We start from the raw sequence: 21,374 nt of genomic DNA on the forward strand, positions 1-21,374 counted from the left end.
TTGCGCCAATGGTAGTGTGGATTCGTCCATGTGAGAGTAGGTCATCGTCAGCTCTCTATTCAAAGTTAAACCCCCAACGCTCACGCGTCGGGGGTTTTCTTTTGCCTATAGTTTGGGGGAAATAGCTCTAGCTAACGTACGAGGCATCGAGCAAAAATGCTTAGCAAGTTCATCCCAACGCATATTTTATCTCCTTTACTATTGAGTAATAGGTTAGCTTGACAGTATGCATAAATAAGGCTACATTTTTGTTAGTTCTAAAAAGAAATCTAAAAAGAAATCTAAAAAGAAATAGATATGTATAGATCACCTGTAGCGGTTGTAATTGGAGCAGGGGATGCAACGGGTAGTGCTGTTGCAAAACGTTTTGCAAAAGAAGGTTTTACTTTATGTGTGACTAGAAGAAGCGTCGATAAACTAAACACGTTAGTCAGTGATATTGAGGCAGCTGGTGGAGTAGCCAAGCCATTTGGTTGTGATGCGCGTGTAGAAAAAGAGATGGTCGAGTTATTCGCTCATATTGAAAAGGATATTGGGCCGATTGAAGTAGTGGTATTTAATATCGGTGCAAATGTGCATTTCTCGATTGTAGAGACCACAGAAAGAGTCTTTCGAAAAGTATGGGAAATGGCAGCACTATCTGGATTTTTGACAGGTAGAGAAGCTGCAAAAGTTATGATTCCACGTGGAAAAGGCACGATTATTTTCACTGGAGCAACAGCTTCTTTGCGAGGCAGTAAAGGTTTTTCGGCTTTTGCTAGCGCTAAATTTGCGTTACGTGCTTTGGCGCAAAGCATGGCACGTGAGTTAGGACCAAAAGGTATACATGTGGCGCACCCTATTATTGATGGTGCTATTGATACGGCATTTATCCGTGACAATTTTCCGGAGCGCTATGCACTTAAAGACCAAGATGGCATCTTGAATCCTGAGCATATCGCTGAGCAGTATTGGCAATTGCATTGCCAACCGAGAGACAGTTGGACGCATGAGCTGGATTTACGCCCGTGGATGGAAACTTTCTAACATTTATCTAACGATAAATCCCCAAGGTTTTAATATATATTGCAAGGAGTGCAAAGATGAGTAAACCAATAGAATTTTTCTTTGATGTGGGCAGTCCAGCCAGTTATTTGGCATGGACACAATTAGAGAGCATAGCACAACGTTACAATGCTAAAATTATTTGGCGACCTATGTTGCTTGGAGCCGTTTTTCAAGCTGTTGGTAACACTTCACCAGCTGCAGTACCTGCGAAAGGTGCTTATATGCTTAAAGACCTTAAGCGCTTCTCAACTATTTATCAGGTACCGTTTGAGTTCAATCCATTTTTTCCGTTGAATACGATGCATCTCATGCGAGGTATTACTGCTTACCTAGGAGAACCTGAGTTTCCAAGTTGTCTAACGGCCATCTTTAATGCTTTATGGGCTGAAAAGCTCAATATGGAATCATCAGAGGTAGTCACTGAAGCTTTGGTCAGAGCGGGTATTGATGCCACTGATTTTATGACACGTATAAGCGATACTGAGGTCAAGAAGCGTTTGAAAGCGACTACTGAGGAAGCTGTATCCCGAGGTGTATTTGGTGCACCGAGTTTCTTTGTAAATGGTGAAATGTTCTTTGGACAAGATCGTTTGAATTTCGTTGAGGATGCTTTAAAAGACTCACTCTAATGGGTAGCATTAATGTATGAACTGCAAGTACCTGAATGATGGTTCTTTAAATACATAGAAAACCCCTGCTAATATTGAAAATAGCAGGGGTTTATTTTGGTGCCTTATAGCTGAAGCCTTTCTAATTTCTAGTTTAGTTATGATCTACTATAAGCACTAATGGTAATTTATTTCGCCTTTAAAAAATCCTTGACCTCTAACAATAATAGTTCATTATCATCTGCTCGATTTGGGTCTCGGCTAGAGGAAAAAGGCAGGTTGTTATCATTACCTACCACGATGTGACTTTCATCGATGATGTCGACATTTTCAATAGTAAAAAATGGAAATACAAATTTCTCACCTACTAAAGGTTTTTTAGCCACGCCATTGGTATCTTTAATGGACATCAAATCAATATAGGCGACTTTTTCAGCGATCTGACTTTTAGGGTCTAATTTGACCTTATATATACGTTTGAATACGGCTGGTTTGTCAAAGCATTTACTTTTATCTGCAGTTGTCTTTTTACAAGCCTTATCGTTTACACCTTCTAAATTATCTCGTTCAATAATCAAACCATAAGTATCATCGATCATATTGAAATCTCCGATCGCGTACTTGTTATTATCAAGTATGTATTTCCAGCTCTTATCAGTATATGTATTACGTTTTGTATCAAACTGCAGGATGCGCAAGAAGTTCTGACCATCAACTGAATCATATTGTTGATGCTTTTGGTTATAAACAGCGCCTTCTAACATTGGATATAAATAACGTCCATCTGGGGCTGATGCCATACCTTCAAAGCCTTTGGAGCGTTTAATACTGTATAACGGTAGATTGTCATCGGGTTTGCTTGGTAATTGTAAGGCGGGATGGTCTGGAGAATGTACGGTCTCCCCATCTACTTTTGTGTCATATATGGCTTTAAGTGTGCCTTTGCTGTCAAATCTTAGTAACCATGGGCCAAATTCTTCACCTACCCAAATATCACCATCAATGATTTGGAAACTTTCAGGATCAAAATCAGATCCTGTTAGATAGCGGCGATTACTGTCTTGATGCGTAATTCGGTGAGATATCACTTTATTCTGGTCATTGAAAAAAATAGTTTTTATAGGTTCAAAAATTCCTTTATCCCAATCCATTCGATACTGACGCATGAATAACATGGCATCTGGTGAATTGGCTTTACTACCAAAACCATTGTCCGTCAGTATCCAATAACTGCCATCAGGCATATATTTAATACCAGAATGCCCTTGTACAGGTTGTCCCGGAAATGGCAGCTTGATACCAGTGGGACGACCTGCCGATTTACCTTCAACACTGCCAAGTTTTTCAACCAATTGCCCAGTAGTGTATTTACCACTGACTTGCAAATCTTTGGGCGCATCAGTTGGAGCAGAGATAAATGTTTGAGAGGGTAGTAGGGCATGTGAGACCAATTCAGCAGGGTAGGCATCCGCTGCTGTTGCTAACTGACCAATACCAGTCGTGGCGATGATAGCCATACTTATTCTCAAAAAATTAGCCCTTCTTGTGTACATTTTTTTCTCCAATTCTTCAATTTATTATTGTTGATAGTTAATCAAGAAGATTGAATTATGGCTATGAAGTATGTCTGTTTAATGACATTAAGAGTCATGCTGAAGAGGCTGGTCAATGTGGCTTACGATGATATGAAAGCAATATGGTTGTGCCTATTTATGTCTATAGGATCAGTTAAATCAGGCATCTAGAGATTCAATTATTTAGTTAAACAGATAATCAATACTGACACTATCCAATACTCTTTATACCATCAAATCACTTTAATGAATTTAATTCATCTTTTATTTAAATTAAGTCGTTTTTATTCATGTTATAGTTCGGGCATAATCTACTCCATACACAAATTTGGTTTTGTCTCAGATAATGAGAATAGATTAAGGTAGCAGATCCCCATGAGTAAAGCATTTACCTGTTCAATTAAGCGCATTCGTTTTGACGAAAACTATCAGCCTGCAGACAGCACGCGTTTAACGACTAACTTTGCAAATTTGGCACGTGGTGAGCATCGCGAAGAAAATTTACGTAAAACGTTACGTATGATAAATAACCGCTTTAACGCGTTGGCGCATTGGGATAACCTGACAGCAGACCGTTATTCTGTCGAGGTGGATATAATTTCTGTCGATATGGATGTCGAAGGCAATGGTCATACCTTCCCTATCATTGAGACGCTGCAAACAACGATAGTTGATCATAAAGATAACAAACGTATTGACGGTATGATTGGTAATAGTTTTTCTTCTTATGTACGTGATTATGACTTTAGCGTGGTATTGCCAGAGCATCGCGACAAAAATTTATCATCAATAACGCCAGACAATTTTGGTGAGTTGCATGGCAAACTGTTTCAATACTTATTGAACTCAGAAGCTTACAACGCCAACTTTCACAAAAAACCTGTGATTTGTCTCAGTGTTTCAACGAGTAAAGCCTATTATCGTACCGCCAACCAGCATCCTGTTTTAGGCGTTGAGTACAGACAAGATGACTATTCGTTGACTGATGATTATTTTCACAAAATGGGCTTAACCGTTCGCTACTTTATGCCTGAAAATAGTGCGGCACCTTTAGCCTTTTATTTTGCGGGTGACTTGCTAAGTGATTACACCGATCTTGAGCTGATAAGCGCTATCAGTACGATGGAGACGTTCCAAAAAATCTACCGTCCTGAGATTTATAATGCCAACTCGAGCGCAGGTGAAGTGTATCAACCAAGCTTAAAGTACCAAGATTACTCACTGACTCAAATTGTGTATGACCGCGCCGAGCGTAGCCAGATGGCAGTGACGCAAGGCAAATTTACTGAAGAACAGTTCATTAAGCCTTACCAAGCTATTCTGGAAGAGTGGGCTGCAAGCTACGATGTGACAAGTGAAGGGGCCAAAAAAAATGTGGCTAAACAACAAGCTGCCTAACTGATCCTCACTAATTAACATAATAAAAAATAAATAAGAAGATGAATCACATGAAATTATTATTACCGACATCAACCGCTGGCAGCTTACCGAAACCTTCTTGGCTAGCAGAACCTGAGAAAATCTGGTCACCTTGGGCATTAGAAGGTGAGCAGTTGATTGAAGCCAAACAAGATGCTCTACGTTTATCACTACAAGAACAAGTACATGCAGGGATTGATATTGTCAGTGATGGCGAACAGACCCGTCAGCACTTTGTGACCACGTTCATTGAGCATTTGGATGGTGTCGATTTTGAGAAGCGTGAGACGGTCAAAATTCGTAATCGCTATGATGCGAGTGTACCGTCTGTTGTTGGCGCAGTGAGCCGCCAAAAGCCAGTATTTGTAGAAGATGCTAAATTTTTACGTCAGCAAACCAGTCAACCAATCAAGTGGGCGCTACCAGGGCCAATGACGATGATTGATACCCTATATGACAGTCATTATAAAAGTCGCGAAAAACTGGCTTGGGAGTTTGCTAAAATTCTGAATCAAGAAGCAAAAGAGCTAGAGGCAGCTGGTGTTGATATTATCCAGTTCGATGAACCAGCATTTAATGTATTCTTTGATGACGTAAACGACTGGGGTATTGCCACATTAGAGCGTGCTATTGAAGGTCTAAAATGCGAAACAGCAGTACATATTTGCTACGGCTACGGTATCGAAGCCAATAATAATTGGAAAAAGACACTGGGTTCAGAGTGGCGTCAATATGAGAAAGCCTTTCCTCAACTTCAACAGTCTAAGATTGATATTGTCTCACTCGAATGTCAGAATTCACGTGTGCCAATGGATTTGATTGAGTTGATTCGCGGTAAAAAAGTGATGGTCGGTGCCATTGATGTGGCAACCAATACTATTGAGACACCAGAAGAGGTGGCAGATACACTACGCAAAGCGCTACAGTTTGTCGATGCGGACAAGCTGTATCCTGCAACCAATTGCGGTATGGCACCTTTGTCTCGCCAAGTTGCAAGAGGCAAGCTCGCAGCATTAAGTGCAGGTGCTCAAATCGTGCGTCAAGAGCTGACTGCCTAGCGTTTATTGGTACACATGAGTGTTTACTGATCTGAAATTTAGGACTTAAGATATGATTGAAGCAACTGACTTTAGAGATGCCATGTCTTTATTGACAACCGCAGTAAGTGTTGTCACCACAGAAGGCCCATCTGGTCTTCATGGGTTTACGGCATCTGCAGTATGTAGCGTCACAGATACGCCGCCGACCTTACTTGTCTGTATGAATCAGACGTCTCGATCACATGGCTATTTTATTGAAAATAAAATCTTAAGTGTTAATGTATTGGGTGCACAGCATGAACAGATATCCAATGCATTCGCTTCTAAATTGCATTCAGCAGAGCGCTTTGAATATGGCGCTTGGACGCAATTACAAACAGGTGCTCCTGTGTTAGAGGATGCCTTGGTCAGTTTTGACTGTGAGATAGAGCATATTCAAGAGGTTGGTACACACAGTGTGTTTATGTGTCGCGTTGTCGCTATCAAACAATCTGCCCAACGAGGCGTACGAGAGGAAAGTTTGGTTTATTTTAATCGTGCTTATCACCAAGTGGGGCAGATGGCTCAAGTAGAAATTGCTTAAGTCAGCTATCTCATTATCAAACAAATAAAGTAAGCATTTAACCAAATCTAACTAAGAAGTAAATAATCCGTGGAATTAATCATTTTTTTAATCATAGGTGCTCTAGCAGGATTTGCTGCAGGGCTTTTCGGTGTGGGCGGTGGAACCATCATCGTGCCACTATTATTCATTGTTTTTACCCAAATGGGCTATCCTGCTGACACTATTATGCATTTGGCCTTGGGTACTTCGCTTGCGACCATTATTATCACGTCTATCAGCTCGTTAATGGCGCACAATAAAAAAGGCGCAGTTATGTGGCCTGTCTTTAAAAATCTGGCACCAGGCCTAGCGATAGGGTGTTTTTTAGGGGCAGGGATAGCAGGACAGATATCTGGATTGTATCTTCAGCTCATCGTTGGTGTGTTTTTGCTTTGGGTTGCCTTTAAAATGTTTAAGGGTGGTAAAAAGAAAGCCACTAGCGATACTGGTAATCTTCATACAGTATTGCCTTCAAAACCTAAGCAACTGGCGGCAGGCGGGGTTATTGGTATTGCTTCTGCCATCTTTGGCATCGGCGGTGGTAGTTTAACCGTACCTTATCTCACGCGTTATGGTGTGGTCATGCAAAAAGCAGTCGGTACGTCAGCAGCGTGCGGTCTACCTATTGCCATTGCAGGTGCGTTAGGGTTTATGTTTTTTGGAATGAAGCAGCAAGTAGATGTACCCAATACGATTGGTTTTGTCCACATTTATGCCTTTTTAGGTATCAGTATCATGAGCTTTTTTACCGCAAAGATAGGTGCGAAAGTGGCTCATATACTATCACCACAATTATTAAAAAAGTGTTTTGCAGTATTGTTGACCATAGTAGGATGCTATTTTCTTTATAAAGGACTGGTTTGAGTGTAAAGAATCAAACCATCAGCTCATAAATACAAATGCTAATAACGAATCGAGGGTCGAAGTGATAGTCAACTATTGCTTTGACCCTTATCTTTTATAATGGGTTCTGTTTATAGTCGTGTTGGTGATTCGTCTTGTTTTGCCGATATGTCTCGGTATTATGGTAATCTTAGCTCGTTCAAGTTGAGCGGTCTACTTGTGAGTATTGCTGTTGAAACAGTTGTTTAAACAAGTGCTGAGACAATCTCAATAATGAGTGTTTTTTCACTTGATAAAAACGAGATGATCAACCCTAATAATAAGGAATAACCATGATTAATGCATATGCAGCAAAAGAAAAAGGCGGAGAATTCACCCCTTACCAATACGACCCTGGCACACTAGGCGATCACGAAGTAGAAATTGAAGTACACAGCTGCGGTGTTTGTCACAGTGATCTATCTATGTGGGAGAATGAGTGGGGCATGACCCAATATCCGTTTGTGGGTGGCCATGAGGTGGCAGGTAAAGTACTGGCAAAGGGTCAGCATGTTACACACTTAGAGCTTGGTGATAAAGTCGGTTTGGGCTGGCACAAAGGCTATTGCAACGTTTGTGATTTGTGCATGAGTGGTGACCACAATTTATGTGCTGAGCAAGAAGGCACTATTATTGGTAACCATGGCGGATTTGCAGATAAAGTACGTGCAAAAGACACCAGCGTTATTAAAATTCCAGAAGGCTTGGACTTCAATGCGGTTGGGCCATTGCTTTGTGGCGGTATCACGGTGTTTAACCCATTGGTGCAATACGATATCAAACCAACTTCTAGAGTGGCGGTTATTGGTATTGGTGGCTTAGGTCATTTGGCACTACAATTTGCTAATGCATGGGGCTGTGAAGTAACAGCATTCACCAGCGAATCAAAAATGGAAGAAGCAAAAGAATTGGGTGCGCACCATAGCCTAAATTCAAGAAATGAGAGCGACATTGAAGCAGCAGCAGGCTCTTTTGATTTGGTTATCTCGACTGTGAACGTTGATATGAATTGGAACGCCGTTATCAAAACTTTGAAACCTAAAGGTCGATTGCATTTTGTTGGATTACTGGCTGCTCCGCTAGAGATTTCAGCTGCACCACTGATTATGGCTCAAAATAGCGTGTCAGGTTCGCCAGCTGGATCACCGTCTACCCTTCGTCAAATGTTAGATTTTGCCGCACGTCACAATATTCAGCCAGTGACTGAAACGTACAAAATGTCTGAGATAAATGAAGCGTTTGCAAGATTAGAAAGTGGTAATGCTCGCTATAGAGTGGTATTAGAAAGAGATTAAAAGTAACTAAAACCAATCAGATTCAATCATGGTAGCGATACTCTGTTTTATAGATAGAATATCGCTATTTTTTTATTCAAATTTATGATGTTATTGAACGAAAAACCCCTGCTATTGAATTAACAACAGCAGGGGTAAACGTCATAATCAATAGGATGATAGCTAATTACTCAATGACAATCATAATTATATCTTGGCAACAATCATTCCACCGTGACGCTCTTTGCTAAATTGCGAGGCTGATCGACGTCAGTACCACGCATAACTGCTACATGATACGACAATAGCTGCACAGGTACGCTATAGACGATAGGCGCTAGTGTCTCACAGATATCCGGTACATAAACCACATGCAATCTATCTTCTGCGATCATCTGACTAGACTCACTGGCAAACACAAACAACTCACCGTGACGCGCGTGTACCTCTTGCATGTTGGCTTTGAGTTTATCAAACATGCTATCTTTAGGCGCTAGTACGACGATTGGCATGTCTTTATCAACTAATGCCAATGGGCCATGTTTTAGCTCCCCTGCGGCATAGCCTTCTGCATGAATATACGAAATTTCTTTAAGCTTTAATGCGCCTTCTAATGCAATAGGGAACTGTAAGCCACGACCTAAGAATAAGCAGCTTCTTTTATCTTCAAAGCTTTCGCTCATCGTTTTAATAGGGGCATCAAGGTTTAAGCTGGCATGTAGTTGGCCCGGCAGCAGTTGTAGCTCGCCAATTAGTGTACTTAAATAATCACTGGTCATACGCTGTTGAATGACACCGACCTTCATGACTAATAGCATAAGCGCTGCAAGCTGAGCAGTAAATGCTTTAGTCGATGCGACACCGATTTCAGGACCTGCTAGTGTCGGCAAGAAAATATCTGTTTCGCGCACCAGCGATGAAGTAGGAACGTTGCATAGTGCCAAGCTGACCAAACCTGCTGGGGTATGCTTTTGAATATCACGCAGCGCAGATAATGTATCGGCAGTTTCGCCAGACTGAGAGATGCAAATCACTAGTGAATTATCAACCACTACGGGATTACGATAACGAAACTCACTGGCTACTTCAACCGAACAGGGAATACGGGTAAGGCTTTCAAACCAATATTTTGCGACCAGACCTGAGTGATAGCTGGTACCACAAGCAAGAATTTGAACTTGACGAATACCTGCTAGCTGCGTTTCATGACGTTGCAAAAAGTCATCACGCAGTTTAGAGGTCTCACTTTTATCGATACCCATTTCAAGGGTACGTGCGACGGCATCTGGCTGCTCATAGATTTCTTTGAGCATATAATGTTTGAATTCGCCTTTATCTGCATTGTGTTGAGTAGCATCAATTTCATGTATTTGACGCTGAACCTCAATACCATCAGCATAAACCTGAATACTATTACGAGTTAATTTGGCGATATCACCTTCTTCCAAATACATAAAGCGGTTGGTCACTGGCAGAAGTGCTAACTGATCTGAAGCGATAAAATTCTCACCGATACCTACTCCAATCACCAGTGGCGAGCCTAAACGCACAGTAATAAGCTCATCTGGATAATCGGTATGTACGATGCCAAGAGCGAAGGCGCCATGTAATAGTGGAATAACAGTGCGAACTGCTTCTAGCAAGTCAGGCGTTGCTTTGTAAATGTCATTAATCAGGTGGGCGACGACTTCAGTATCTGTCTGTGAGGTAAATTCATAGCCTTTTTCTATTAGCGCTTCTTTAAGCTCAGCATAGTTCTCAACAATGCCGTTATGCACCACAGCAATCTTGCCTGAGACATGTGGGTGCGCGTTACGTTGTGCTGGCTCGCCATGCGTCGCCCAACGTGTATGGGCGATACCGATATGGCCATCAAAAAACTCTGGATTGACAGCGACTGCATCGACCAGTGCTTGTACTTTGCCCACTTGGCGCTCACGGTGTAAATCACCATCACGAATAACGGTCAAGCCAGCGGAATCATAGCCGCGGTACTCTAAACGCTTAAGACCTTCAAGTAAGATATTGGCGATATTACGCTCAGCAACTGCCCCTACAATTCCGCACATGGCTATTCCTTAAGTTTAATTTTTGTTGTTTTGAGAGTTTAACTTTTCTATATAGAAGTACTTTACCAACCAACAAGCTGGTTGGCAGATAAGCCGTTAATTTTATAGCGTGTTAGATATAATTAAGCAGCACCACAAAGATTGCCGCGCTGCTTAATTTGTTTAAGTCTGACTGCTATTGACTCAACGATTGGCGCATCGATTACTTTTTAGTTGGTCGTTGAAAATCGTCTTTCTGTGTTTGTCGCGCGCGGCCAAATGCCAATGCTTTAGCATCCACATTTTTGGTAATCACAGAGCCCGCTGCAACCGTTGCTGTGTCACCAATCGTTACTGGCGCGACTAAACTGGCATTAGAGCCGATAAAGGCATTATCTTCAATGATGGTTTGTGATTTATTAGCACCATCATAATTGCAGGTGATGACACCAGCACCAATATTGACGCCCATACCGACGGTGGCATCACCGACGTAACTTAAGTGGTTTATTTTGCTGCCTTGACCGATGGTCGATTTTTTAATTTCTACAAAATTACCGACTTTACTATTGTCAGACAATACTGTCTCAGGGCGCAAATGTGCAAATGGACCAACGTCGACACCAGCACCAACCTCGGCACGATCAATGACACAATAGGGCTTTATATGACAAGCATTACCGAATTGTGAGTTTTTAATAACACAGCCTGCTTCAATATAGACATTGTCACCTAGCGTACAGTTGCCTTCGAATACAACACCGACATCGATAAACACATCTTGGCCTGCTGTCAATGTACCGCGAATATCGACACGGGTAGGGTCAGCAAACTGTACACCTGCTTCTTGTAAGTCAGCGACCAGTTTACTTTGCCAAGTACGTTCTAAGCTGGCAAGCTGTTGACGGTTATTGACACCCTCAATTTCAAAGGTATGCTCAGGTTCAATCGCTGCAATCGTGATGCCATCAGCGACTGCCATTTTGACGATATCGGTCAGGTAGTACTCTTGTTGTGCGTTATCGTTAGAGAGTTCAGGTAAGTATTTATGCAGTAGAGCATTATCGACACAATAAATGCCGCTATTAATCTCTTGAATCTGTTGTTCATCCGTACTGGCGTCTTTTTGTTCAACGATGGCAGTGATATTGCCTACATGATCACGTTTGATACGGCCCAAACCAAAGGGATTATCCACCGTCAAAGTCAGCATAGACATGCCGTTAGTATTGGCTGTCTTCAGTGCTGATAGAGTTTGATGGCTCACCAAAGGTACATCACCATAGAGAATGAGGCTTTGTCCTTCTTTCGGCAAATCAGACAGCGTCACTTTGACCGCATGGCCTGTACCTAGCTGTTCAGTCTGCGCAACCCAAGTAATTGACGATTGCGTATACTGGTCGATAATTTCCGATTTAACTTGGTCGCCGCCAAAGCCATGAACAATAATGGTCTCGTTGACAGTTAGCTTATGACACGTGTCTAAAACGTGACTCAGCAAAGACTTGCCTGCCAAGGTCTGAAGGACTTTTGGCTTAGCTGATTGCATACGCGTGCCTTTACCAGCAGCGAGGATAATTACCGAGAGAGGAGATGTCATAGTAGCCCTACAAATGTAACAAAGTATAATATTGAATTATAGCGCAAATGTTCATTTAGAAAAATGCTGTGATGTGCATGCTTTGTAATGCAATCTGATAACGATAAATAAATCATCTATGCAAGAGGATAGCCTCCAACTTGCTAACATAAGAGGTTATGTTGCGGCCACTCACTACCATAGCGACTATGGTTACTTATAATAGTACACCAAACATAATCACTACCCATAACACTGCTGCCATGATACCTGCGATGATGTCATCAAGCATAATACCTAAGCCACCAGCCACTTTTTTGTCAGCCCAGCCAATCGGTGGCGGCTTAATAATGTCAAAAAACCGAAAGAGTATAAAAGCGATAACAATGGCAAAAATAGAAAGCTCTTGAGAGACATCTTGCCAAAAGCTTGTGGAAGCAACACCCATATAAGAGAAAGGCAGTAGGGTAATCCAAATACCAGACCACTCATCCCAGACGATATGCGGATCATCATGGCCCTGCATTAGCTCAGAAGTACGTCCGCAGATCCAAACGCCAAAAATACAAGATAGAATGGTCAGAATTAGAAAAGGTATAAAGCCCAAACTCATCAGTGGTATGGCGATGATTAACCCACCAACGGTACCCCAAGTGCCAGGTGCGCGGCGTGGCAGACCACTGCCCAAACCAATACCTAACCAATAGACCATACGATCAAGCGCACTGGCATGTTCAGGCAGTGGTGGGCAGTCGTTTGCTTTGCTGATATCAGGCTTGGATAAATCGTGATCAGTCATAGGCTAACCTGTAAAATGTTGGTAACCAGTAAGGTTGGGCCATGTGGCAAATGGCGCGTGCTGAGTGGGTGTGATTAGCTGATTTTGATAATACAGTTTAGGGTGTAATGCTATAGACCTGTTTGCATCTGTCACTAGATCATCTGACAGTGCGATTACTTCACCGATACAGGTAACTGGTGTATTGCCAATAGGTGGTTCAAGATGTGCAGGCAAAGTAAAAGCTAACTCGTAATCATCACCACCCGCCAGTTGGCACAACAAGCGCTCAGATAAATCAATAGTTGCCAATGGTTCGCTAGTAGGTAGCTTCTCCACATCAATGTGCATACCTATTTTGCTTTGTTGGCATATATGCCCGATATCTTGATAGAGACCATCAGAGATGTCTATCATCGCCGTTGCGCCAATCTTTGCCAATGCTGCCCCTAAGGCGATACGGGGCGTTGGCATATGTAACCTGTGAGCCAACTCTTTACCTTGGGTGCTGTCAGAATGTGTTAAGGCATAACTGGCATCGCCAAGCGTCCCTGATACATAAATCTTATCACCAACTTGTGCACCCGAACGATATATAGCTGGTGTGTCGGCGGCAAGCAATCCTTGTGCGCTGACACTCAGTACCAAGTTATCACTGCGTGTGGTATCACCGCCAATAAGGGCAACACCGAATAATTGGCAGGAGTGAAATAAGCCTTTGGCAAATTCAGTGAGCCATTTTTCATTGGCAAGTTGCTTAGGTAATGCTAATGCCAATAAAATACTATGCGGGGTCGCGCCCATCGCGGCAATATCTGAGACATTGACAGCGACCGATTTATAACCAATCGCAAATGCCAGCTCGTTGACTTGCTGCCAATCAGCACTAAAATGTCGACCTTGAACCAATGTATCAATACAGCTGACTAATCGTGACCCTGCTGGCAAAGCCATGACGGCCGCATCATCACCGATACCTTTTTCGATACCAGTTAATGGTGCATGTGCCGCTTGCATTTTCGAAAAAATACGCTCAATCAGCTCAAATTCATTCATAGTTAGTCTTGGTTTTTAGCATCATCAGCGTCTTTTTTGCTCGCCTTAAACTCGCTAATATTTGCACTGGCTTTACTAGCGCTATTGCGTTTGATACTGGCATTATTTGCGCTAATACGAGGTTTGTTTGATGCAGTTGGGCTGTTATCGATAGGGCTTTGTACCTCGTTTGTGGCTTCTGTGCTATCAGCTGGTTTCACTTGAGCTTGCTTAGCCGCTGATTTTTGTGACGTGCGCAGGTTGGCTTTGGTGTCTGATTCTACTTCAGTAGCGCGTAGCTCAACGGCCATTCTATCTAATACCGCATTGATCAATTTATGCGCGTCAGTGGCACCAAAATGATTGTTAAGCTTCATCGCTTCATCAAGTACTACCTTATAAGGAATCTCTAAACGATTCTGCAGCTCATAAGTACCAATAAGCAGAATAGCGTGCTCAACGGTGTCCAACTTATCAATGTCGCGATCAAGATGCTGAAGAATTAGAGCATCCAACGCTTCAATTTGCTCTGGGATATCACGCATCATTTCGTGATAGTAGCCGATATGTACGGTGTGCATGGCATTGGTCGCGCGCGTACGGGCAGCGATATCATGCGGCGCATTGGCCTTCCAGCCAAGCTTGCCATCTACATCAAAGCGGCGATCAGTGACCAGCCATTCGTATAGACCTTGCATCGCAAAGCGGCGCGCCTTACGAATAGCAGTGTGACTGGTCTTATAAGAAGACTCACTCATATCGAAGGTTTGATCACCCGCACTGCTGCTCGCTATACGAGTAGCTTCCGCTTGTTTATCATTGATTTGTGCGGTTTTCGCAGCATTAATAGCGTGCTTGAGTTGGTCAGTCATAAGGGGTCAATACCTGAGTTTTGAAATAGAATGTTAAATAGTGGTCGGCTGGCACGTTTTGCCAGTCAGTCTTGGATACTGGAGTTACAGGGTTAGGGCTATCGTAACAACCATAACCTTCATCAACTTCACAAATAATATTACTTATAAATGCTGCTTAAATAGCACTGCTTACCTGTGTTAATAAAACCGTTAGACAGTTAAATAGGGACTGTCTAGTGGTCAATACTAACAGTCAATAAAACTAAGCGTCATCGCTTTCGTCATCAATATCTAGCTGCGATAACACAGCAAGCATTTCTATGACAACCATTGCCGCTTCTGAGCCTTTGTTACCAGCTTTCGTGCCAGCACGCTCAATCGCTTGCTCAATGCTATCAGTGGTCAATACGCCGTTTGCGACTGGAATGTTGTAATCCATCGCTACAGCACTTAAGCCTTTTGCAGATTCGCTTGCCACGAAGTCAAAATGCGGCGTGCTGCCACGAATAATAGCGCCTAAAGCAACAATCGCGTCAAAGCGATCAGACTCAGCGGCACGTTGGGCAACCAATGGCAATTCAAAAGCACCAGGCACACGAATAACGGTGATATTGCTACCCAATACACCATGACGTAGTAGTGCATCAATTGCACCATCTACCAATGATTCAACCACAAAACCATTAAAACGACCGACCACGATACCTATACGAACGTCTTTGTTTTGATGTAAATTACCGTCGATATGAGTCACATCATTGCGTTGCTGTTGTAGATTTGACATAAAAAATCCTTTGCTTATTTGGCTTTTAATAAAGATGTGGGCGTAAATGAGTCGCTAAATATAGTGATGCGTTCAAATAACAGGTTCGATTGTTTGGCTTGTTATTCAATAGATACTGATAATCAAAGAAACCGGCAGTTAAATGAACGAAAATAAGTGGTTAGCGCTATGATAACATTTTTTTCTAATTTATTTGTATTTTACCAGTGTGTTATATGGGGCGTATTAGACATTTATAAATGGGCACTGCCATAGTCGAATGTGCAATACGCCTTAGTCGGCTCAATCACATTTACATACAGGGTAGGCGAGCGAAAACACTAAAAATAGTAGGTTCAGCACGCCTAACGCTCTATCTAACTTATATATGATTGACTATAGACGCATTTGTATCCCTTGCGCTGCCATATATGCTTTGGCTTCTTGTACTGTGTATTCACCAAAATGGAAGATACTGGCTGCGAGTACCGCATCGACGCCGCCTTCTAATACGCCTTCCGCCAAATGTTGTAAGTTGCCGACGCCGCCTGAAGCGATGACTGGTACATTTACTTGGCTGGTGATTTGTTGCATGAGGGCTAAGTCATAGCCTTTTTTGGTACCGTCGCCGTCCATCGAGGTGACTAATAACTCACCTGCACCTAGCTCAGCCATTTTTTTGGCCCAAGCAACCGCATCAATGCCAGTTGGCTTACGACCACCGTGAGTGAAAATCTCCCAACGTGGGACGATAATGCCATTCACATTGATATCAGCAACACGCTTAGCATCGATGGCAACGACGATACATTGATTGCCAAATTTCTGCGAGGCTTCGCCAACGAACTCTGGCGTAAACACTGCTGCTGAGTTAATCGCGACTTTATCTGCGCCCGCATTGAGTAAATTGCGGATATCAGCGATTTTACGCACGCCGCCGCCGACTGTAAGCGGGACAAAGACGGTCTCAGCCATGCGCTCGACGGTATGATAAGTAGTATCGCGCTCATCATTGGTGGCAGTAATGTCTAAAAAAGTAATCTCATCAGCGCCTTGTTCGTTGTAGCGTTTGGCCACTTCGACAGGATCACCTGCGTCTTTAATATCGACAAATTGCACACCTTTGACCACACGGCCATTATCAACGTCCAAACAAGGGATGATACGCTTTGCTAACATAGGGTCTTTCACCTTATAATCAATTCATTCTATAGGCGCTAGTCTAGCAAAAACACCGCCGTCTCAGGCAGGTTTTCGTAAGATTATTATACATTTCGCCCTAGTTTGCTCATGCGCGGTACAATTGCTGTGATTACCGCCTAAATTTATTCTATTTAACTTCTTATTCAATTGCTAAAAGTGAGATGTCATGTCCGTCTATACCCAGTTAACCGATGACCAGTTTGCCGCCTTTTGCCAGAGCTTTGGCGTGTCTTTCGTGCGTGCTATTCCGATTACCCAAGGGATAAAAAACTCAAACTGGTTTATTCAAACGACTGATGATGTAGATGGTGCATACTCCTATGTATTGACTTTATTTGAAGAGCGTCCACCCGCTGATATCGAAAAAATGGCGGTTATTCTCAATCAGTTAGACGGTAAGCTACCTGTTGCTGCACCGCTATCCGTTATTGAATCAAATGGTTCTCAAGCGAATGGCGATGATAAACGCTATGTCATTCATTACGAAGACAAGGCTATTACGCTAGTGCCATGCCTAGCAGGGTCGCATCCAGAGCAAACCACGCAAGCGATGTGCCATGATATCGGTGCTGCGCTAGCGATGTTGCATGAGACACTGCAAGCATTACAACCTGCTGAACAGTATGGCGTGCCTTTATACCCGTGGGCAGATGTACGCGACCGTGAAATGCAGTTTATGCCGGGTGACGAAGCCAAGTTAATGAGTGATATTTGGCGCTCTTACACAGAGTTGCCACTGACAACGTTGCCAAATGGTTTGTGTCATTTGGATATGTTTGCGGACAACACCCTATGGAATCTGCAAAAAGGGGAAGAGCGTCTCACTGGTTTATTAGACTTTACCGAGGTCAGTGTTGAGCATTATGTAATGGACATTGCCATTACTATTAATGACTTTTGTACTACGTGGGGCATGGCTGAACAAGGCGAGTCAGTGAACTTTGACCGCAGTAAAATGGCGGCATTCTTGCAGGGCTACGAGTCTAAACGCCAAATGAGCAATGACGAAAAACGCGCGTTACCTGTTATGCTAGCCAAAGCGGCAGTGATTTTTTGGTTGCTACGTTTAAACGTTATCCATTACAACCGTACCGAAGGTCGTACGGGTGATAACATCATGGTCAAAAACCCTGACTTGATGAAACGTCTGGCCGCTTATCATTGGGCGCATGTTGAAAAATCGCAAGATACCGTGTTTGTGCTTTCTGGTACGGCATCAGACAATCAGATAATTGGTGTTTTTAGCAGTATCACGCAAGCTGAGCAAGCCCGTGAAAAATTGAGCAATAGTAGTGAGTTAGCAATCAAAGAATATACGCTAGATCAATTGTCGTAAGCATTGCTTATTCATTTATTCTGGTACCAAAACTATAAGGCGATTCCATGACCGATCAAGTTGATAACTGGCACAAACTGGCACGCTACGACACCAATATGCAGGGCGAATTGCATGCCAATTTGCTGAGAAATAATAACATTACGGTATCTATGCAAGCGCTGAGTAGTATACCTGGTATGAATTCAGGGGCAGTGCTTTGGGTGCAAGATACGGATTTGGCAGAAGCTCAACGTATCTTAGCGACCATCCCAGCTGATGGCGCAGCCTTACTGGATGAGATGAGTGATGCGGACTTTGATGCGCTATCTGACGCTCAAAGTAACTCTACTCAAAGCAACCCGATAATGAACGACAATAACGGCGGTACTTTATAAATGTGTCAACTCTTAGGAATGAACAGCAACACCCCAACGGATATTGGTTTTAGCTTTGCAGGATTTCGCAAGCGTGGTGGTATGACTGACAGCCACGAAGATGGTTTTGGCATTGCGTTTTTTGAACGTAGCGACTGTGTGAATAGTGATAAAGCGGCAAATGATTCAACGGGACTGCGTCTGTTTCATGACAATCGCCCAAGCCATATGTCACCAGTCGCTGATTTGGTCAATAACTACCCAATCAAAGCCATGAACGTCATTGCGCATATTCGCAAGGCCACCCAAGGGCAGAACTGCTTGGCGAACACGCATCCATTCGTCCGTGAAGTATGGGGCGAGCAGTGGGTGTTTGCGCACAATGGGCAGATGAATATCGAATTTATCAAACGCTGTCAGCGCTTGCAAGATAATGGTAATGGCTCACACTGCCAACCAGTTGGTTCAACTGACTCTGAAATGGCATTTTGTTATTTGGTCAATCGCCTAAAAAGCAGCTTTAAAACCCGCCCTGATGATCAGACGCTGTTTAATTTTTTGACCACGCAATGTCGTTATTTATCTGCCAATGGTTTATTTAATTGCTTGATATCAAATGGCAGGTGGCAACTGGCCTATGCGGGCAGCTTGTTATTTTATCTCACACGTAAAGCACCGTTTGGTGAGGCAAAATTGGCTGACGATGACTTGGCGATTAACTTTGGCGATGTAACCACAGATGCTGATAAGGTCACTATTTTAGTCACCGTGCCATTGACTGAAAATGAAAAATGGCAACAACTGGCTGTCAATGAATGCTTAATATTTCAAGATGGTGATGTCATTTATAAAGACAGCCCAAGTCAGCGCAAGTTTTTGACGGTTGATGAAGGCATTGCAATCGCTAGAGCTGTTGGGGCGAGTGTTTAGGGTTTAACTTTTGTAGAGAAAGATATGAGAACTAGTGAAAGTAAGTTTTACGTTTTTAGATACTCTTTAGTGAAAGAACAGCAAGAAACTTTGATTCCTGTCAATTTACCTACTATTAAAGGGGATGCTATTAAAGTAGCAGTTACAGATGATAGAGAGTGGATGGATAAAAACGTAAAGTTTAGTTTTGTAGGGTTCAGTGATTCTATTAGAAGAGAGAGTAAGGAAACAAATAAGCGCTCAAGTATCCTTATAGGAAAGTTAGCTAGATTAAAGAAAACGAATGTTGGCGAGAAGATTCCAGGCGATATTGTTAATAGCGTAGAAGATGATTGGATTCCAGTTATAGTAATATTCGATACAGTTGAACAATTAATTTTTGTTCAAAAAAGCTCTAAATTTGGAGATGTAAAATATATTGCTAAAAAACTACAGAAAGGATTATTTGATCCAATTTTATTAAACTATAATTATAGGGTTTTTGTTGAACCTATACCTGTTAAAGGCGAATTTTGGCATGCCGTTAATAAATATAATAGAATTTATGAACTTAACTTAACGTTGATTTCTCCTAATATTTTGGAAACTAACAAAAAGGCAAGAAGTGCTTTAGAAGCATTGCATAGCTTGTATTCTCAAGATAAAACAGAAATTAAGATGAAAAGTGAGTCTGGAAATTTAAAAATCCCTGAACTACCTACCGAAGATTATGTAGAGTATATTGAAGAAGGTGAAGGTGAATGGAAACTTAAAGTCAATGATAATGGTGTTAGAAAAATAATTTCAAGTGCTTCGTTGACAGAAACTATTGAACTTCCTGTGCATAAGAATGTAAATGAAGTTCTACTAAATAGCCAATATGAGCTTGATGTGCAAGAGGTGCAGGATTACGATAACGTACAAAGTAGGGTAGCAACAAAGCTAACAGATAGGATACTAGATTTTATCAAGCGTAGACATGATTAATGCAAAAGTTAATAATAATCTTTTTAATCACTTTTATTATAGTATTAGTATTAATTACTTTTACTAGCGGAAGTATTTTACCAGTATTTTCGAGGTTGTTTGAAGGCTATTTTGCTATATTAACGGTCTTCGGTGCTACATCTATAGCTTTTTCGAATTACTTAGATACTGTTATACGAGATATTTCTGAAAAGAAGAAATTAGAAGGTTTAGAAGCCTATTCAAATGTAGTAGATAGTTTCATCGATTTAAAAAATGAATTAATATCAAACGTTCTCCTATTTGTCGGATTAATAATTGCTAACTATATCCTTCTAGGAGTTGTTGATCTCAATATAAATATATGCATTTTGAGAATAAAAGTAAATTGGATTATCGGTAGTGTCCAACTTTCTCTATTTGTCGTAGCTACATACATAGTTTATAACCAAATCTCGTCTTTCAAAACAGCTAACGAATTTAAAAGGGTAATACTTAAAGGCGAGAGCTAACCGTTAACCCAAATAAACCCCACAACACCGTTTAAACTTCTCACCCGATCCGCAAATGCACGGTTGCTTTTGGCTGATAGTCATCGCAACCGTCGGATCTAAAAAGTACCAGCGCATATCATTACTGGCTTTATTTGTAACCTTTACAAAGGCAGACAGTTCATGGTGTGCCTGCCTTACTTTTTCTTCTAAACTAGTTGTATTATCTTTGATATTAAAATAAGCCTTGAACTCAACCTGTGCATGACGTTTACCTAGCTTTGGCGTGTGCTCTACGATTTCCAATCCTGCCCAGTCCGTCTCTTTTGCCCAACTCTCAATCGCATTAATATCAAGCAAGTTTTGTTGCACTGGTAGCGTGGTCTTGACGATATACTCTGGCTTAATCAACACAAAGGCACTATAGCGCGTTCGCATGAGCCGCTCGGCAGAGTCTGCATAAATGCCATCTGCTTGATCAAAATCTTCATGACAAAGGCTATCATGATAAGGCTGGCAGCACTCTTTATAAAGTAGCGCTGAGCTGACAGATTGTGATGCTGGACTGATTTGGCAAGGGCAAGTTTGTAGGGACAGTTGCATGGGTT

21 protein-coding genes are annotated in these 21,374 nt (G+C 42.1%); 12 read left to right on the forward strand and 9 right to left on the reverse strand.

What is annotated here, in order from left to right; translation table 11 throughout:
• The first annotated feature begins 297 nt into the window (after nt 1–297).
• Together I6E83_RS10700 and I6E83_RS10705 are read left to right on the forward strand one after the other, a co-directional pair.
• A complete protein-coding gene (locus I6E83_RS10700; protein WP_197101850.1) occupies nt 298–1,026 on the forward strand; it encodes an SDR family oxidoreductase in 729 nt (242 codons plus the stop codon).
• A gap of 56 nt (nt 1,027–1,082) precedes the next feature.
• Nucleotides 1,083–1,676, forward strand: a complete 594-nt coding sequence (locus tag I6E83_RS10705; protein WP_197101859.1) for a 2-hydroxychromene-2-carboxylate isomerase — start codon at nt 1,083–1,085, stop codon at nt 1,674–1,676.
• Between the two features lie 167 nt (nt 1,677–1,843).
• Here I6E83_RS10705 and I6E83_RS10710 read toward each other — a convergent pair whose 3' ends face one another.
• Nucleotides 1,844–3,172: an esterase-like activity of phytase family protein gene (locus I6E83_RS10710; RefSeq protein WP_197101861.1), complete on the reverse strand. Its 1,329-nt coding sequence runs from the start codon at nt 3,170–3,172 to the stop codon at nt 1,844–1,846.
• Nucleotides 3,173–3,604: 432 nt separating this feature from the next.
• Here I6E83_RS10710 and I6E83_RS10715 point away from each other — a divergent pair, with 432 nt between their 5' ends.
• From I6E83_RS10715 to ahr, 5 genes are all read left to right on the forward strand, one after another.
• On the forward strand, nt 3,605–4,627 hold the full coding sequence (locus I6E83_RS10715) for a DUF1852 domain-containing protein (protein ID WP_197101863.1): 1,023 nt from the start codon (nt 3,605–3,607) through the stop codon (nt 4,625–4,627).
• 50 nt (nt 4,628–4,677) lie between these two features.
• Nucleotides 4,678–5,706, forward strand: coding sequence for a methionine synthase (locus I6E83_RS10720; protein ID WP_197101864.1), 1,029 nt, complete (start codon nt 4,678–4,680; stop codon nt 5,704–5,706).
• 52 nt (nt 5,707–5,758) lie between these two features.
• The gene (locus tag I6E83_RS10725; RefSeq protein WP_197101865.1) at nt 5,759–6,271 is read left to right on the forward strand and encodes a flavin reductase; all 513 of its coding nucleotides are present in this window, start codon (nt 5,759–5,761) and stop codon (nt 6,269–6,271) included.
• Nucleotides 6,272–6,340: 69 nt separating this feature from the next.
• The gene (locus I6E83_RS10730; protein ID WP_197101868.1) at nt 6,341–7,156 is read left to right on the forward strand and encodes a sulfite exporter TauE/SafE family protein; all 816 of its coding nucleotides are present in this window, start codon (nt 6,341–6,343) and stop codon (nt 7,154–7,156) included.
• Nucleotides 7,157–7,467: 311 nt separating this feature from the next.
• Nucleotides 7,468–8,469, forward strand: coding sequence for an NADPH-dependent aldehyde reductase Ahr (gene ahr / locus I6E83_RS10735; RefSeq protein WP_227680923.1), 1,002 nt, complete (start codon nt 7,468–7,470; stop codon nt 8,467–8,469).
• A gap of 203 nt (nt 8,470–8,672) precedes the next feature.
• Here the strand turns inward: ahr and glmS are convergent, their stop codons facing one another.
• From glmS to hisF, 7 genes are all read right to left on the reverse strand, one after another.
• A complete protein-coding gene (gene glmS, locus I6E83_RS10740) occupies nt 8,673–10,517 on the reverse strand; it encodes a glutamine--fructose-6-phosphate transaminase (isomerizing) (RefSeq protein WP_197101870.1) in 1,845 nt (614 codons plus the stop codon).
• Between the two features lie 202 nt (nt 10,518–10,719).
• The gene (gene glmU, locus I6E83_RS10745; protein ID WP_197101872.1) at nt 10,720–12,096 is read right to left on the reverse strand and encodes a bifunctional UDP-N-acetylglucosamine diphosphorylase/glucosamine-1-phosphate N-acetyltransferase GlmU; all 1,377 of its coding nucleotides are present in this window, start codon (nt 12,094–12,096) and stop codon (nt 10,720–10,722) included.
• Nucleotides 12,097–12,292: 196 nt separating this feature from the next.
• Complete coding sequence (locus I6E83_RS10750; protein WP_197101874.1) at nt 12,293–12,874, reverse strand: phosphatidylglycerophosphatase A; 582 nt, start codon at nt 12,872–12,874, stop codon at nt 12,293–12,295.
• Nucleotides 12,875–12,877: 3 nt separating this feature from the next.
• Nucleotides 12,878–13,909: a thiamine-phosphate kinase gene (thiL, locus tag I6E83_RS10755; RefSeq protein WP_197101876.1), complete on the reverse strand. Its 1,032-nt coding sequence runs from the start codon at nt 13,907–13,909 to the stop codon at nt 12,878–12,880.
• Between the two features lie 2 nt (nt 13,910–13,911).
• Nucleotides 13,912–14,760, reverse strand: coding sequence for a transcription antitermination factor NusB (nusB, locus tag I6E83_RS10760; RefSeq protein WP_197101878.1), 849 nt, complete (start codon nt 14,758–14,760; stop codon nt 13,912–13,914).
• A 244-nt stretch (nt 14,761–15,004) separates the two neighbouring features.
• Complete coding sequence (gene ribE, locus I6E83_RS10765; RefSeq protein ID WP_194197873.1) at nt 15,005–15,526, reverse strand: 6,7-dimethyl-8-ribityllumazine synthase; 522 nt, start codon at nt 15,524–15,526, stop codon at nt 15,005–15,007.
• A 375-nt stretch (nt 15,527–15,901) separates the two neighbouring features.
• Nucleotides 15,902–16,684 carry an imidazole glycerol phosphate synthase subunit HisF gene (gene hisF, locus I6E83_RS10770; RefSeq protein ID WP_197101880.1) on the reverse strand — a complete coding sequence of 261 codons (783 nt, stop codon included), beginning with the start codon at nt 16,682–16,684 and terminating at the stop codon, nt 15,902–15,904.
• Nucleotides 16,685–16,874: 190 nt separating this feature from the next.
• Between hisF and I6E83_RS10775 the strand changes: the two genes are divergently transcribed.
• From I6E83_RS10775 to I6E83_RS10795, 5 genes are read left to right on the forward strand one after another with little or no spacing between them, the layout of a single operon-like run.
• Nucleotides 16,875–18,044 (forward strand): homoserine kinase, encoded by a 1,170-nt coding sequence (locus I6E83_RS10775; protein ID WP_197101882.1) that lies wholly within the window; start codon nt 16,875–16,877, stop codon nt 18,042–18,044.
• Nucleotides 18,045–18,091: 47 nt separating this feature from the next.
• A complete protein-coding gene (locus I6E83_RS10780) occupies nt 18,092–18,421 on the forward strand; it encodes a hypothetical protein (protein ID WP_227680924.1) in 330 nt (109 codons plus the stop codon).
• On the forward strand, nt 18,422–19,330 hold the full coding sequence (locus tag I6E83_RS10785) for a class II glutamine amidotransferase (RefSeq protein ID WP_197101884.1): 909 nt from the start codon (nt 18,422–18,424) through the stop codon (nt 19,328–19,330).
• A 24-nt stretch (nt 19,331–19,354) separates the two neighbouring features.
• The gene (locus I6E83_RS10790) at nt 19,355–20,296 is read left to right on the forward strand and encodes a hypothetical protein (protein WP_197101886.1); all 942 of its coding nucleotides are present in this window, start codon (nt 19,355–19,357) and stop codon (nt 20,294–20,296) included.
• Entirely contained in the window at nt 20,296–20,787 is a 492-nt protein-coding gene (locus tag I6E83_RS10795) for a hypothetical protein (protein ID WP_197101888.1), read from the forward strand. Before I6E83_RS10790 ends, I6E83_RS10795 begins: the two co-directional genes overlap by 1 nt.
• Nucleotides 20,788–20,790: 3 nt before the next feature.
• On the opposite strand, the gene I6E83_RS10800 is transcribed toward I6E83_RS10795, so the two are convergent.
• Entirely contained in the window at nt 20,791–21,369 is a 579-nt protein-coding gene (locus I6E83_RS10800) for a YchJ family protein (protein ID WP_197101890.1), read from the reverse strand.
• Nucleotides 21,370–21,374: the final 5 nt, after the last annotated feature.

Origin of the sequence: Psychrobacter sp. SZ93C1, from assembly GCF_015864635.1 — a bacterium.
Lineage (GTDB): Bacteria > Pseudomonadota > Gammaproteobacteria > Pseudomonadales > Moraxellaceae > Psychrobacter > Psychrobacter fozii.